Here is a 13,306-nt window from a genome sequence, read left to right as displayed (position 1 = left end):
GGAGTCAAAAAAAATTAACCACTAAAAATAATAGTTATGAATTATTTAAATATTAAAGACGAAAAATTATTACCAACTGTTGTAGAACTTAATACGTTATTAGCGGATTATCATATCTACTACCAAAATCTAAGAAACTTTCACTGGAATATTTTAGGTGAGAACTTTTTTGAGCTACACGAAAAATTTGAAGAACTGTATTCCGACGCACGCCTCAAAATAGACGAAATTGCTGAGCGAATATTAACATTACGCTACCACCCAATGAGTAATCTAAAAGATTATTTAAAGACGGCTAAAATAGAAGAAGCTTCGTCTAAATTAACCGATACGGAAATGGTAAAAATTATTTTGAGTAATCATTCTATCTTACTTAAGCAAATGACTAAGGTAGTCAATAAAGCAGAAGAAGCGAACGATGAAGGTACCATTGATTTAATTGGAGCTTACATTAAAGAATTAGAAAAAAGCAGCTGGATGTTAGATGCTTTTACAAAAAAAACAGAAGCACAATTAAACGAAGCGGTATTAGAGTCCTAGACAACGTCTATATTTAATTTAAAGTTTAATAATAAAATAAATACCGATGAAAGAACAATTTAATACAGCATTAAGCAACCTTATAGATAAGCTACAAGGTTGGTTTAATACCTCAATAGAATATATACCAAATTTTATACTGGCTGTTATCGTAATGATAGCGTCATATTATACGGCTAAATATGTAAGCAAGCTCGTTAATAAGTTAGTGTCAAAAAAAATAGAACAAGAGTCAATTTCTAGTGCAATTGCAAGAGTAACGGCTGTGGTCGTTGTGGCGTTAGGTCTGTTTGTTGCTTTAGGAGTCATGGACCTAGGTAAAACACTGACGTCTCTGTTGGCAGGTGCTGGAGTTGTCGGTTTAGCAATTGGTTTGGCATTACAGGGAACGCTATCCAACACATTTGCAGGATTAATATTATCGTTTAGAAAGAAAATACAAATAGGTAATTGGGTAGAAACTACAGGCTACTCTGGTGAAGTTATTGATATTAATTTAAAAGATTTTACATTAAAAGAAGCTGATAACAATATTGTAATTATACCTAATAAAACCATATTAGAGAATCCATTAAAAAATTATTCACTTACAACACGTATGAGAGTCTTTTTAGAATGTGGTGTAGGCTATGAGTCTGATTTAGAGCAAGTGAAACAATTAACTAAAAGTGTTATTGCAAATGCTTTTGAGCAGGTAAAGTCTGAAGACGATGTAGAATTTTATTATACCGAATTTGGAGACAGCTCTATTAATTATCTCTGTCGTTTTTGGATAGACGCAGAAAGCATGCTCGAAAAACTAAAAGCGAAGACTACAGCCATAATAGAGATTAAAAAAGCTTACGATAAAGAAGGTATAAATATTCCATTCCCAATAAGAACCTTGCAATTTGATAATAAGTTGAGTGTAAAATCTCAAGATCTTAAAGAGTCGTTCTCTAATAATTAATTAGAAAAAAGATGATTTATTATTAAGTAATGATTTAATCTACTGCGACAATAAAAATAGTATTACAGCAAAATTACATGATAAGTCATTGCGATCTTTGTAAGGTACAATTTTGAAAGTCAAAATTAATTAACACTAAAAAATTAAATTATGTTACGTTGGACAATCACATTTATAATTATTGCGATTATTGCCGGAGTTTTAGGCTTTGGTGGAATTGCAGGAGGAGCGGCTACCATAGCTAAAGTATGCTTCTTCTTATTTCTAATATTATTTGTAATTTCTCTTTTTAGAGGTACAGCTAAGAAAATTTAAAAAAGTATTTATAATAAAACACTTTAAACTAGTATCCATAAAATTTTAAAACAATGAAAAAATTCACTTATTTATTTATAACACTATTCTGTTTAGGTTTAATGACAACAAGTTGTAGAGAGGAGAAATCTACTGGCGAAAAAGTTGAAGATGCCGTAGAAAACGCTGCTGACGAAGCTGGTGATGCAGTAGAAGATGCAGCAGATGAAGTTGAAGATGCTGTAGATGACATGTAATTTACTTAAACTTGATTAAAGTAAAGCCATCACTTTAGATGGCTTTTTTTATTTTTATAAAAATCAAAAAAAAGGATGAGTACGAGCATACCAAAAGAAGCGTTTACCTTTTTTAAAAAACTATCTCAAAATAACAATAGAGACTGGTTTAATGAACACAAGCTAGAGTTTAAGGCCATTGAAGCCAAAGTGAAATCGGCATATAATTATTTAGGTGAAGCCATGAGTGTCCATGATCAGATTGAAAAAATAAAACTATTTAGAATCTATAGAGATGTCCGTTTTTCAAAAAATAAACTACCCTATAAAACGCATTTTGGTGGATCTTTTACTCGAAAAAAGCCAGAACTCAGAGGTGGTTATTACATGCACATTCAACCCAATAATGAATCTTTTATAGCCACCGGATTTTGGGAACCAAATAAAGAAGATCTCTTTAGAATTCGAAAAGAATTTGAAATGGATGATAACGAAATACGAGTTATATTGGGTAACAAGACCTTTAATAAAACTTGGGGAGGTTTTGTGGGTGATACGCTAAAAACAGCACCAAAAGGTTTTGATAAAGAGCACCCAGCTATAGACCTTATCCGTAGAAAGCAATTTATCTTCACTAAGCATTATACAGATAAGGACGTTTTAGCGGAAGACTTTCTTTATAATGTAAACGATGCTTTTAAAGTAATTAGACCGTATTTTGATTACATGAGCGACGTACTCACCACAAACCTTAATGGCGAATCACTGCTTTAAACTGCCTTTAAAATCTCTGGTTTTTTAAATAACTGAATACTATTTATAAGACGCTCTTTAACAATAGCCATCATACGTTTATTTAAAGCCGATGAATTTTTGGTGTAAAGCGCATATTCTTCTACAGTAAACTGACCAATAATCATACCCTTTAGTGCGTTTCTAAACTTCATATCTTTATGAATAGCATTGTCTATATAAGCCAATTGCTTGTCTAGCGTTAAGTCATAAAACACATGCTTACCCTTTTTAATATAATTACTAAAAACTACGATAAATAAATCATGCTGCATTTTAATTACAGGACGTAATGTTTTATTCTGAAATAACTCATCAGAACTCATGGTGTCATAAATTTTTGCAGATGGTATTTCTGGCCGTATGTTTAGTAGGTTTTCAGATCTAGTTGCCATGGTTAAGTTTTTAAGGATTAACACTACTAAAATTAACTATTAAGTTATCATATAAGATTAGAGTTAAAATATCTTGTTAACCGTCTTATTAACAAGGGTTATTTTTAGTTTCATAGTTTATCTTTGAATAAACAAAAACCTTAATTAATTAAAAAAGTACTTATTTACCAAAACTAATAACTGTAACATGAGATTCCACACTCGCAAATGGGTAAAACCCGAAGATTTAAACCCAAATGGCACCTTGTTTGGCGGTCAACTACTTGCGTGGATCGATGAAGAAGCTGCGCTCTATACCATCATTCAGCTCGAAAATTCTAAAATTGTAACAAAATACATGTCTGAGATTAACTTTATGGCATCAGCTAAAAAAGGTGATATTGTTGAGATCGGTATAGAAGTCACTCACTTTGGAAGAACGTCAATAACCATGAAATGTGAAGCAAGAAATAAAATGACTAGAGAAACAATCTTAACCGTTGAGAATATGATTATGGTAAACTTGGGTTTCGATGGTAAGCCAGCACCACACGGAAAAACAGAAGTAGAGTTTGTAAGTGATAGATTAGAGTAGTTATTGTAACGACTTGGGTGAAGCAAGTCCCAATTCGTAAATTTCCAAATCAAAATACTTTACCGAGGCTAAAACGTGGTCAAAAATATCTCCCATAATATATTCGTAGTTTTGCCATCGTATATCGTTACTAAAAGCATAGATTTCCATAGGAATTCCCTGAGGAGTGGGCTCTAACTGACGCACCATTAAGGTCATGTCTTTATTGATAGCAGCATGCTTGTCCATGTATGTTTGTAAGTATTTTCTAAAAATCCCAAAATTAGTGAGGTTACGGCCATTAATCAGTACAGACTTATCAATATCATTCTCGGTATTGTGCTTTTTTATCTCGTCAGAACGGTTTTCTAAATACTGAGATATTAAAGCAATTTTTTTAAATCGTTCAATGTCATTATCTGTTAAAAACTTAATAGTAGATGTTTTTATAATTACAGATCGCTTTATGCGACGTCCACCAGAGGCAATCATACCTCTCCAGTTCTTAAACGAGTCCGATATTAGAGCATATGTTGGTATTGTAGTAATGGTCTTATCCCAATTTTGAACTTTAACAGTAGCTAGGGTAATTTCGGTAACATCGCCATCGGCACCATAGTTTTCAAAAGTAATCCAATCACCAATACGTACCATGTCATTAACTGTAACTTGTATACTGGCAACAAAGCCTAAAATAGTGTCTTTAAACACTAAGATGATAATGGCAGATGCGGTTCCTATACCTGCAAAAAATTGAAGAAATGAGATACCTGTTACTATGGCAAAAATTGAAAATATAGCAAGAAGCCATAAAAAAATCATCACCACTTGGATATAGCTATATATAGGTTTATCCTTATAACGAGGTAAGGTTTTTAAGTAATCTCTTAGCGAATAAAAGAAGCACTTTATAATCCTTAGTGTTAACAGTATTGCTATAACTTTTAGAGTTTTCTCAATAATATTCTCTGTGTATACAAAATCTGAAAATACCTGTGGCACAAATTCAATAAGAAACATAAGTGGAATAATATGTGCTACATTTCTAGGAAGCTTATTAGCTATTAAAATATCATCAAAATTACTCTTAGTTCGCTTTGCAACACCAGACGAAAACTTCCAAAGTATACGTTTGGTTATATAATCTACTACAAATGCAATACTAACTAATGCAGCTAGTAAAATCAGCATGTTTACATACTTGGCTGTGGTCTCGGATAAGCCGCGTTCTATGAGTACATCGTAAACAAGGTGTTTTAGATCATTCATGTGGTGTTTTTAAATAGTGTTTGTCTATGTAAAAAGTGCCAAAAGGAATTATAGACGCTACTAAAACAATGCCAAGGGTCTTAATGTTCCAAGACATATCTTTACTTATAAAAACTGCCATAACCACATAGGCTATAAACAAAACACCATGTGGCATACCCAGCATTTTTACATATTGTGGGTCATTGGCAAAATACTTTATTGGAGATGCAATGAACAGTAAAAGAATATAAGAAACACCCTCTAAAAGCGCTACAATTCTAAAGGTGGCTAAAAGCTTTGACATACGCTGATTTTAGTGCAAAAATACTTTACAAAAGCTTAAAAACCACGCTTTTTAAAAAGCTTTTAAGAAATATTTACAAACTCTATTTGTATTGGTTATCTTTAAGCACTCATTCAAATATTTCAATTCTAAGCATGAAAAAATACCTATTACTATCTCTGTGTTTAAGTGTACTTATGTCCTGTGCTACTGCTAAAAAAATAGAACAGTCTAAACCACCTAAAACTGCAGCAGTACAACCGAAAAATCCCAAAAAAAATACAGGTAAAATAAAACCGTATGATAAAGTAATTACTAAAAATGCGAAGTCAGACGAGGGTTTGTTTACCGTGCATGTGGTTGGAGAAAAGTATTATTATGAAATTCCGTTAGATTACCTTAATACGGATATGCTCTTAGTGAGTCGTTTGTCTAAATTGCCTTCAAATCTAGGAGGTGGTTATGTAAACGCAGGGACAAAAATTAATACCAGAATGATTAATTGGGAGCGTTTCAGAGATAAAATTCTCATTAAAGAAAAATCATCGAGCGCAGTAGCAGCGGATAGTTTGCCAATTAATATCTCTGTACGCGCTAATAATTACGAACCAACATTATATGCTTTTGATATTGCAGCATTTGCTAAGGATTCTTCTGCCGTTGTTGTAGATGTAACACAGTTTTACAACTCTGATGTAAAAGCCATTAGTGGCTTACCATCTTACTTTAGATCGCAATACAAAGTGCGTAATTTAGATAAGTCAAGGAGTTTTATCAATTCTATGAAGAGTTATCCTAAAAATATTGAGGTTGTACAAGATTTTACCTACAATGCGTCTTCACCACCAAGTAATGCCAGCGCACAATCTATAAGTATTCAAGTAAATCAATCCATGATACTTTTACCAAAAGAGCCAATGCAGCCGCGTTATTTTGATGATAGAGTAGGTTGGTTTACCCTAAGTCAGTATGACTATGGGAGTAACGAGCTTAAGGCAGAGGAAAAAACATATTTAAGACGTTGGAAATTAATCCCAAAAGATATAGAAGCTTATAAAAGAGGTGAACTCGTAGAGCCAGTAAAACCCATTGTATATTATTTAGATCCTGCGACGCCAAAAAAGTTTAGATCTTATATGAAAGAAGGCATTGAGTTATGGCAAAAGGCTTTTGAAGTTGCTGGGTTTAAAAATGCCATAATAGCCAAAGATCCTCCAACAAAAGAAGAAGATCCAGAATTTAGCCCAGAAGATATTCGGTATTCTGTAGTGCGTTATGTGGCAAGTACCACACGTAACGCAACAGGGCCAAGTGTTTCAGATCCACGTAGTGGTGAGATCATAGAGAGTGACATAATATGGTATCATAATCATTTACGCTCCTACAGAAACCGTTATTTATTAGAGACAGGAGCTGCTAACCCTTCTGCAAGAACTTTAAATACACCAGAAGAAGACATTGGTGAAATGATGAAAATGGTAATTGCACATGAGGTGGGTCATACCCTTGGCTTACCGCATAATATGAGTGCAAGTTATGCCTATGATGTAGAAAGTTACAGAGATGGTGACTTTACACGGAAAAATGGAATTGCGGCAACAATAATGGATTATGCACGCTATAACTATATCGCTCAGCCAGGTGATAAAAATATACGATTTGTGAGGCAATTAGGACCTTATGATGATTATGCTATTAATTTTGGGTACCGTTTTATTCCTGAAGCGAAATCTGCGGAGGATGAAAAGCAAACACTAAACCGCTGGATTATGGAAAAAGCCGGTGATCCTAAGTATAAATTTGGAAAGCAAAGTAGCCGATTTGATCCAACTGCGCAGACCGAAGATATTGGCAACAATAGTATAAAAGCCAGTACCTATGGGCTAAAAAACTTAAAGATTGTAGCAAAAAACCTTCCGTCTTGGACTAGTGATACTACAGATAATTATGAAGATTTGGCAGAACTTTATAGTGAATTATTAGGAGTATGGAGTCGCTACGTAGGCCACGTTGTTACCCATATTGGTGGAGTAGTGGAAGACACCAAAAACCCATCGCAAGCTGGTGTTGTTTATAATCCTGTAGTAAAGTCTTACCAAAAATCGGCAATAAACTGGCTGCATAAAAATGCATTTGAAACACCAAATTGGTTGATGAATCAAGCTATTCTAAAGAACATTCAACCTGCTGGTTATACGGACAGAATACGAAGCTTACAAGGGCGTCACCTTAATAATTTATTGAATTTTGAACGTCTTGGCAGACTTATTGATCATAAGGCTATGGATGCTAATAACTATTCAGCGTTAGATATGCTAAGAGACATTCGACTAGGGCTATGGTCCGAAGCAAAAAAAGGTGTAAACGTAAATGTCTTTAGACGTAATTTACAGCGTAGCTATATCGATAGAATGGCCTATTTAATGACAGAAAATTTAGATCCACGACGCTCAAGGCAGTATTTTAATGTTAATCAATCCGATGTTAGAGCCCTTGTTAGAGGTGAGTTAAATCAACTAAAACGTGTTTTAAACTCAGCAACTAGAGCAGAAATAAATACTGATAGTAGATATCATTATAGAGATTGTATCGAACGAATTAACACTATATTAGACCCAAAATAATTATGATGAAACGTATAGCAATATTAATATTTTTAGTATTTGTGTCTGCAAGCACTTACAGCTGTGCTCAAAAAATGACACAAAAGGAAAAATTTCAATCCACCTATGATACCGCAAAGCGTTTAGTGCTTTCCAAAGACTACAAGTTTGTAGGTGAGGTGGTATATTCTAATAAAAATAGAGAAACGTTAGAGCCCAATACCAATTTTATAGACATAAAACAAGATAATGCTACTGTAAATCTCAATAAGTTAAGGTCTAAGGATAATCATAAATTAAAAGATACCATAACGGATTATAAAGTAGATTTAGATGACGAAAAACAAACCATTGCCATTTCCTTTAAAATCAATGACAATGAATTCTACATTGATGTAAAACCAAATGGTAATGCCTTTTTAACCTTAAAAAACGGACTAGACTACACCTCTCAAGTAGGTAAAATAGTAAAAGAATAATTTAAAATTCTAAGACAAGTTTCTGTCCGATGCGTAATGTAGAATTACGCTTAATTTTATTAACCCTACAAATAGATGTTATGGTTGTACGGTTTTGTCTAGAAATGCGCGAAAGCGTATCACCTTTGCGGACCACGTAGATCTTACGTTGTTTTTCTAAACTGGCAAATGCAGCCTCTTTAGTCTTAAAAAGTGTAAGATGAGCGACGCGTCTAGAGCTATGATAGCTTGGTCTTGTCCATTTCTTAGTTACCCAAATATCTTTAGCACGTATGGTATTAGAAGCATCAAAATTTAAAAGGTATTCTGGGTGTATATATTCCCCTTTATAACTGGTTGTTAAATGTAAATGACTCCCACTAGACCGACCCGTATTGCCTCCTTTACCCAAATATCCACCTTTATATATGGTGTCATTAGCTGTAACAGCAATCTCGGAGAGGTGAGCATAAGTTGTTTCTAATCCGTTGTAGTGCCGTACAACAACCGTTTTACCATGTCCATGACTATACCTTGCAAAGCGCACAATACCATCTAAAATAGCGACCACAGAATCGCCAGTAACAAGGTCTATATCAATACCCTTATGTGGTCGTCCTCTCCGCCACCCATAGCGCGATGTTATTACCTTATGATGCAGAACAGGAGAGGAATAGGTGCTATCATTAAATTTAATATGTATCGGAAATTCTGAAGTGGTATTGCGATAAGGATTATAAGCCGTAGTGTCCCAATAGTCTGCTTTTATATCTACAGGCGTATTTTTCACTGTAATCGCGCTTGATTTAATTTTTATATCCGCTTCATTAATTAACAAAGCTTTATCGGTAACTTCTGTTAGTTTTAGTTTAATAGCTTTAGGAAGTGAGTCATTCTGTGCAATAACAGATAACGACATCATTAAAACTGAAAACATTAAAAAGAGGGTTCGCATTTAGTAGTTAAGTATTGTTAAAGTGCATCTAAGTTAATTTAAAACTAAACAACGTTCATTTTCTTCAAAAAAAAATTGCATAAAAAAATAATGTATAATTAAAGTATTTGAATTAAGTCTAATTGTAATACAGCACATCTAATTTAAGAGGTGTCTTTATTTTTGAAGAATTAGTAACAGAATATAAATTATATGGAAAGTATTTTTAAAAATGATATCTCGATTTTCGAACCCTATCAACTAAAACAATTACAGTTAAAAAATAGAATAGTAATGGCACCATTAACTCGTTGTAGAGCGATTAATAATATTCCTAACGAGCTTATGGCAGAATATTATGGGCAACGCTCAGGTGCAGGTTTAATTATTTCTGAAGGCACATCTCCTTCTGCTAATGGTATTGGTTATGCCAGAATACCTGGAGCTTACAGCCCAGCACAAATACAAGGTTGGAAACACGTTGCTAATAGTGTGCATAATAATGGTAGTAAAATGTTTGTTCAGCTAATGCATTGCGGACGTATTGCTGCAGAAGAGAATGTACCTAATGGTGGTGTAGTACTGGCACCAAGTGCGGTTAAGGCTAGTGGTGAAATGTACACTGATGCTAAAGGAAATGTTCCTTTTGTTACACCAAAAGCAATGACTCCAATAGAATTGGAACAAACGCAAAACGAATTTGCTGAAAGCGCTAAAATGCTCATTGAACAAGCAGAAATGGATGGTATAGAGTTGCATGCCGCAAATGGCTATTTACTAGATCAATTTTTAAATCCAAGATCTAACGTTAGAGAAGACCAATATGGTGGCTCATTTAAAAATAGAGCAAGATTTGTGTTAGAAACCGTTAAGAAAGTGGTTAAGGTTATAGGCGAGGAGCGTGTTGGTATTAGACTTTCACCTTATGGTGCTATGAATGATGTGTCTCATAATTATGACGATTTAATAGAATTATATGCCTATTTGGCGAGAGAATTACGAGTAATAGGTATCGCATATATTCATATAGCAGACCACTCCGGGAGTATGGGAGCACCAGACTTTAGTAGTGATATAAAAAACACAATCAAACTAAATTTTGAAGATACCATAATCACCGGAGGTGACGTCACCTCAAAAGAAGACGCCTTAGATGTGGTGAGACAGAATTATGATTTGGTATACGTCGGTAGACCTTATATAAGTAATCCAGATTTAGTTCAAAAATTAGAAACGGGTCAGCCGTTACAAGAACCAAATGCAGATTTGTTTTATACACCTGGCAAAGAAGGCTATACAGACTATTAGTTTTTTTATAATAGTAACCGTTTAAAAAGCCAGTCTTTAGCGCATATAACATTTATACGATTATGTCAGAAAACAAATATCGTTAGCTTTAAATCGTTTTAGCAATCCTTTAAAATAGCGTAATTTTGCTTCTCAATAAAATCACAACATGTCAGAGATCAGCAAAGCGCTACAGGAAAAGAAAACAGATAAGGAACTATACGAATACCAAAAAGGGGCAATTAGTCAAATATTTGAAAAATTTGAATCTGCTCAAAACGATTATCATTTATTATATCAATTACCTACAGGTGGTGGTAAAACCGTTATATTCTCTGAAATTGTAAGGCAATATCTTAAAACCCACAAAAAGAAGGTTTTGGTTATGACGCATCGGATTGAATTGTGTAATCAAACCTCAAAAATGCTGACTAGTTTTGGTGTTACTAATAAGGTGGTAAACAGTAAGGCTAATTTAGATGACCAAGCGCATTATTCGTGTTTTGTAGCCATGGTTGAGACTTTAAATAATCGATTAAATGATGGTGTCTTAGATATTTCTGATGTTGGATTAGTAATCATTGATGAAGCCCACTACAATTCGTTTACAAAACTGTTTAAATTTTTTGAAACCTCTTTTATACTTGGTGTTACAGCAACACCGTTGAGTTCTAATAAAGAACTTCCAATGAAAGACAATTACGATGCACTTATCACAGGTGAGACTATAGAGAATTTAATTGAAAACGAATTTTTGGCCCGTGCCGAAACTTATGCCTATGATATGGGTTTAACATCTTTAGAAATAGGCTCTAATGGTGATTATACAGTAAAATCTTCTGAAGATTTATACACCAGTCCGGCCATGTTACAAAAAACAGTAGATGCTTACAAAAAGCATTCCCTAGGGAAGAAGGCGCTTATATTTAATAATGGGATTAATACCTCTATTAGCGTCTATTACGCCTTTAAGCAAGCAGGTTTACCCATTATGCATTTAGATAATACAGCCACTAAAAAACAGCGTCAGCAAATTTTAAACTGGTTTCACAAAACTCCTAATGCCATACTCACCTCGGTGAGTATATTAACCACAGGTTTTGATGAGCCCACAATAGACACTATTATCTTAAACAGAGCCACAAAATCTTTAACGTTGTATTACCAAATGGTAGGTCGTGGTTCTCGTATTTTAAACAATAAATCTAAATTCACCATTATAGATTTAGGGAATAACCTCTATAGATTTGGACCTTGGGGAGCCGATTTAGATTGGCAACTGATTTTTAAATCACCAAATTGGTATGCAGATAGAATTAAGACTGACGATGTTATAGAGTCTAATTTTAAGCACGATTTGGCAGACGAAATTAAAGATGAATTCTCAAAGTCCGAAGCAACTTATTTTGATATTCAACAAACCTACAAAGATGCTGTAGCAAAAGGCGAATCCTCTAAAGTAGTTTTAGAGCGCTCCATAGAGCAACATGCTAAAATTTGTATAGAAAATAGTGAAGATGTTTATGATGCTTTAGGCTTAGCCAAATTATTAAAAGACGACATTAATCAGCGTATAGAAATATATGCGAAATGTATTAGTAAGAGCACGCATAATTTTTTAAAGTGGTTAAAAGATGATTATTACAAGAAGTTAATATCTTATCTACGGGCTAATTTTGATACTAAGTTTGAAGAAATCCACGGCTATCCACCAAAAGAATAGAACGTATGAAATTATTTAACATAGCTCGATTTAAAATGATAGAAGGCAAGCGTCTTAAGAATTACCTATTGTATGCCTTAGGTGAGATAATACTTGTGGTAGTTGGTATTTTAATTGCAGTAGCTATTAATAATAATAATGCGTCCAAGACCCTTAATGAAGATACGCTAAAAATAGCAAAACAAATAGAAGAGAAGCTTAAAGTTGATCTTGATACTATTAAGGAAGTACTATCTTATATTGAAAGTGAAGAAAAAAAATATGATCGTTACTTAAAAAAGAATAAAACTACAAAGGAACGTCTCGAAGTACGTCTAGAAGCCCCCTTTTTGGTGACATTACAGATTCAGTTATTACCCATAAATACTGTGGCCACAGCTAACTTAGAGAAGGTTGCTTTAAATAAAACTGCTTTATCTGATAAGTTGATTGAAATTGAACAAGTCTATAGTTTTTCGATTGCTGGATTAAGAAAAATGGATGCTATTATAACTGATGAATTTATAAGCAATATAAATCATATTAAAAATACGTATGATTGGTATGAAAAGTTAATTCTTCCAAATTCTAATTTTACCGTAGATGAATACAAATATTTTAGTTCTACAGACTATAAAAATAGAGTTGTGCACATGAAGTTTTTATATACAAATGGATACTATGGCATGATAGAAGAAATAGAAGATTTACTAAAACTTAGATTAAAAGAATTACAGGCCTTATTATAAAAACGTTTTTATTTACTATTAGTAGTTAAAAAAAGTTTAGAAATAAGTTAAGAACGAAGCTTATCTTATAATTATTTGTTTCTACTTGTATTATGACTAATATATTTTGGCTTTGGTTTCTTATAGGAAGAGGGATATATAAAAAGGGATTAAAATAAAGTATTTTACATAATATAAATTATAGGACAAATGCAATTATTGGTTATTTAGTCAAAGTGTACCATTTGTCAACTATAATGATATTATGTAAAATATCCCACAGTGTTTATAATTCCATTAC

At 33.3% G+C, this 13,306-nt stretch carries 15 protein-coding genes; 11 read left to right on the top strand and 4 right to left on the bottom strand.

Features of this window, described 5'->3' with window-relative positions; genetic code table 11:
- Nucleotides 1-36: 36 nt before the first annotated feature.
- From Q0800_RS07410 to Q0800_RS07390, 5 genes are all read left to right on the top strand, one after another.
- The gene (locus tag Q0800_RS07410; protein WP_299128662.1) at nucleotides 37-540 is read left to right on the top strand and encodes a DNA starvation/stationary phase protection protein; all 504 of its coding nucleotides are present in this window, start codon (nucleotides 37-39) and stop codon (nucleotides 538-540) included.
- A gap of 46 nt (nucleotides 541-586) precedes the next feature.
- On the top strand, nucleotides 587-1,489 hold the full coding sequence (locus tag Q0800_RS07405) for a mechanosensitive ion channel family protein (RefSeq protein ID WP_299128661.1): 903 nt from the start codon (nucleotides 587-589) through the stop codon (nucleotides 1,487-1,489).
- Between the two features lie 150 nt (nucleotides 1,490-1,639).
- On the top strand, nucleotides 1,640-1,804 hold the full coding sequence (locus Q0800_RS07400) for a DUF1328 family protein (protein WP_299128660.1): 165 nt from the start codon (nucleotides 1,640-1,642) through the stop codon (nucleotides 1,802-1,804).
- Nucleotides 1,805-1,857: 53 nt separating this feature from the next.
- Nucleotides 1,858-2,040, top strand: a complete 183-nt coding sequence (locus tag Q0800_RS07395; protein ID WP_299128659.1) for a hypothetical protein — start codon at nucleotides 1,858-1,860, stop codon at nucleotides 2,038-2,040.
- 75 nt (nucleotides 2,041-2,115) lie between these two features.
- Nucleotides 2,116-2,793 carry a DUF2461 domain-containing protein gene (locus Q0800_RS07390; protein ID WP_299128658.1) on the top strand — a complete coding sequence of 226 codons (678 nt, stop codon included), beginning with the start codon at nucleotides 2,116-2,118 and terminating at the stop codon, nucleotides 2,791-2,793.
- On the opposite strand, the gene Q0800_RS07385 is transcribed toward Q0800_RS07390, so the two are convergent.
- Nucleotides 2,790-3,206, bottom strand: coding sequence for a glyoxalase (locus Q0800_RS07385; RefSeq protein ID WP_299128657.1), 417 nt, complete (start codon nucleotides 3,204-3,206; stop codon nucleotides 2,790-2,792). The two genes, Q0800_RS07390 and Q0800_RS07385, sit on opposite strands and share 4 nt — an antisense overlap.
- Before the next feature lie 187 nt (nucleotides 3,207-3,393).
- Here Q0800_RS07385 and Q0800_RS07380 point away from each other — a divergent pair, with 187 nt between their 5' ends.
- Nucleotides 3,394-3,780, top strand: coding sequence for a hotdog domain-containing protein (locus tag Q0800_RS07380; RefSeq protein WP_299128655.1), 387 nt, complete (start codon nucleotides 3,394-3,396; stop codon nucleotides 3,778-3,780).
- Here the strand turns inward: Q0800_RS07380 and Q0800_RS07375 are convergent, their stop codons facing one another.
- Together Q0800_RS07375 and Q0800_RS07370 are read right to left on the bottom strand one after the other, a co-directional pair.
- Entirely contained in the window at nucleotides 3,781-5,028 is a 1,248-nt protein-coding gene (locus Q0800_RS07375; RefSeq protein ID WP_299128653.1) for a mechanosensitive ion channel domain-containing protein, read from the bottom strand.
- The gene (locus Q0800_RS07370) at nucleotides 5,021-5,314 is read right to left on the bottom strand and encodes a DUF3817 domain-containing protein (protein WP_299128651.1); all 294 of its coding nucleotides are present in this window, start codon (nucleotides 5,312-5,314) and stop codon (nucleotides 5,021-5,023) included. Before Q0800_RS07370 ends, Q0800_RS07375 begins: the two co-directional genes overlap by 8 nt.
- A 134-nt stretch (nucleotides 5,315-5,448) precedes the next feature.
- Here Q0800_RS07370 and Q0800_RS07365 point away from each other — a divergent pair, with 134 nt between their 5' ends.
- Both Q0800_RS07365 and Q0800_RS07360 read left to right on the top strand, forming a co-directional pair.
- Nucleotides 5,449-7,917 carry a zinc-dependent metalloprotease gene (locus Q0800_RS07365; RefSeq protein WP_299128648.1) on the top strand — a complete coding sequence of 823 codons (2,469 nt, stop codon included), beginning with the start codon at nucleotides 5,449-5,451 and terminating at the stop codon, nucleotides 7,915-7,917.
- A gap of 5 nt (nucleotides 7,918-7,922) precedes the next feature.
- Nucleotides 7,923-8,375 (top strand): DUF4251 domain-containing protein, encoded by a 453-nt coding sequence (locus Q0800_RS07360; RefSeq protein ID WP_299128646.1) that lies wholly within the window; start codon nucleotides 7,923-7,925, stop codon nucleotides 8,373-8,375.
- Nucleotide 8,376: 1 nt separating this feature from the next.
- Here the strand turns inward: Q0800_RS07360 and Q0800_RS07355 are convergent, their stop codons facing one another.
- The gene (locus tag Q0800_RS07355; RefSeq protein WP_299128644.1) at nucleotides 8,377-9,309 is read right to left on the bottom strand and encodes a M23 family metallopeptidase; all 933 of its coding nucleotides are present in this window, start codon (nucleotides 9,307-9,309) and stop codon (nucleotides 8,377-8,379) included.
- A 192-nt stretch (nucleotides 9,310-9,501) separates the two neighbouring features.
- Between Q0800_RS07355 and Q0800_RS07350 the strand changes: the two genes are divergently transcribed.
- The 3 genes from Q0800_RS07350 to Q0800_RS07340 all read left to right on the top strand — a co-directional run bounded on the left by Q0800_RS07350 (nucleotide 9,502) and on the right by Q0800_RS07340 (nucleotide 13,026).
- Nucleotides 9,502-10,596, top strand: coding sequence for an alkene reductase (locus Q0800_RS07350; RefSeq protein WP_299128642.1), 1,095 nt, complete (start codon nucleotides 9,502-9,504; stop codon nucleotides 10,594-10,596).
- Between the two features lie 148 nt (nucleotides 10,597-10,744).
- Nucleotides 10,745-12,298 (top strand): DEAD/DEAH box helicase family protein, encoded by a 1,554-nt coding sequence (locus Q0800_RS07345; protein WP_299128640.1) that lies wholly within the window; start codon nucleotides 10,745-10,747, stop codon nucleotides 12,296-12,298.
- A 5-nt stretch (nucleotides 12,299-12,303) separates the two neighbouring features.
- On the top strand, nucleotides 12,304-13,026 hold the full coding sequence (locus Q0800_RS07340; protein ID WP_299128638.1) for a hypothetical protein: 723 nt from the start codon (nucleotides 12,304-12,306) through the stop codon (nucleotides 13,024-13,026).
- Nucleotides 13,027-13,306 lie beyond the last annotated feature (280 nt).

The organism is uncultured Winogradskyella sp., assembly GCF_937958655.1.
GTDB lineage: Bacteria > Bacteroidota > Bacteroidia > Flavobacteriales > Flavobacteriaceae > Winogradskyella.
This window is presented reverse-complemented; position numbering and strand designations above follow the sequence as displayed.

Excerpts from the sequence above, each read along its gene's own strand:
- Q0800_RS07340 (WP_299128638.1), top strand. The coding sequence starts at position 12,304 with ATGAAATTATTTAACATAGCTCGATTTAAAATGATAGAAGGCAAGCGT.
- Q0800_RS07385 (WP_299128657.1), bottom strand. The coding sequence starts at position 3,206 with ATGGCAACTAGATCTGAAAACCTACTAAACATACGGCCAGAAATACCA.
- Q0800_RS07370 (WP_299128651.1), bottom strand. The coding sequence starts at position 5,314 with ATGTCAAAGCTTTTAGCCACCTTTAGAATTGTAGCGCTTTTAGAGGGT.
- Q0800_RS07395 (WP_299128659.1), top strand. The coding sequence starts at position 1,858 with ATGAAAAAATTCACTTATTTATTTATAACACTATTCTGTTTAGGTTTA.
- Q0800_RS07380 (WP_299128655.1), top strand. The coding sequence starts at position 3,394 with ATGAGATTCCACACTCGCAAATGGGTAAAACCCGAAGATTTAAACCCA.
- Q0800_RS07400 (WP_299128660.1), top strand. The coding sequence starts at position 1,640 with ATGTTACGTTGGACAATCACATTTATAATTATTGCGATTATTGCCGGA.
- Q0800_RS07355 (WP_299128644.1), bottom strand. The coding sequence starts at position 9,309 with ATGCGAACCCTCTTTTTAATGTTTTCAGTTTTAATGATGTCGTTATCT.
- Q0800_RS07365 (WP_299128648.1), top strand. The coding sequence starts at position 5,449 with ATGAAAAAATACCTATTACTATCTCTGTGTTTAAGTGTACTTATGTCC.
- Q0800_RS07350 (WP_299128642.1), top strand. The coding sequence starts at position 9,502 with ATGGAAAGTATTTTTAAAAATGATATCTCGATTTTCGAACCCTATCAA.
- Q0800_RS07360 (WP_299128646.1), top strand. The coding sequence starts at position 7,923 with ATGAAACGTATAGCAATATTAATATTTTTAGTATTTGTGTCTGCAAGC.
- Q0800_RS07345 (WP_299128640.1), top strand. The coding sequence starts at position 10,745 with ATGTCAGAGATCAGCAAAGCGCTACAGGAAAAGAAAACAGATAAGGAA.
- Q0800_RS07410 (WP_299128662.1), top strand. The coding sequence starts at position 37 with ATGAATTATTTAAATATTAAAGACGAAAAATTATTACCAACTGTTGTA.
- Q0800_RS07405 (WP_299128661.1), top strand. The coding sequence starts at position 587 with ATGAAAGAACAATTTAATACAGCATTAAGCAACCTTATAGATAAGCTA.
- Q0800_RS07390 (WP_299128658.1), top strand. The coding sequence starts at position 2,116 with ATGAGTACGAGCATACCAAAAGAAGCGTTTACCTTTTTTAAAAAACTA.
- Q0800_RS07375 (WP_299128653.1), bottom strand. The coding sequence starts at position 5,028 with ATGAATGATCTAAAACACCTTGTTTACGATGTACTCATAGAACGCGGC.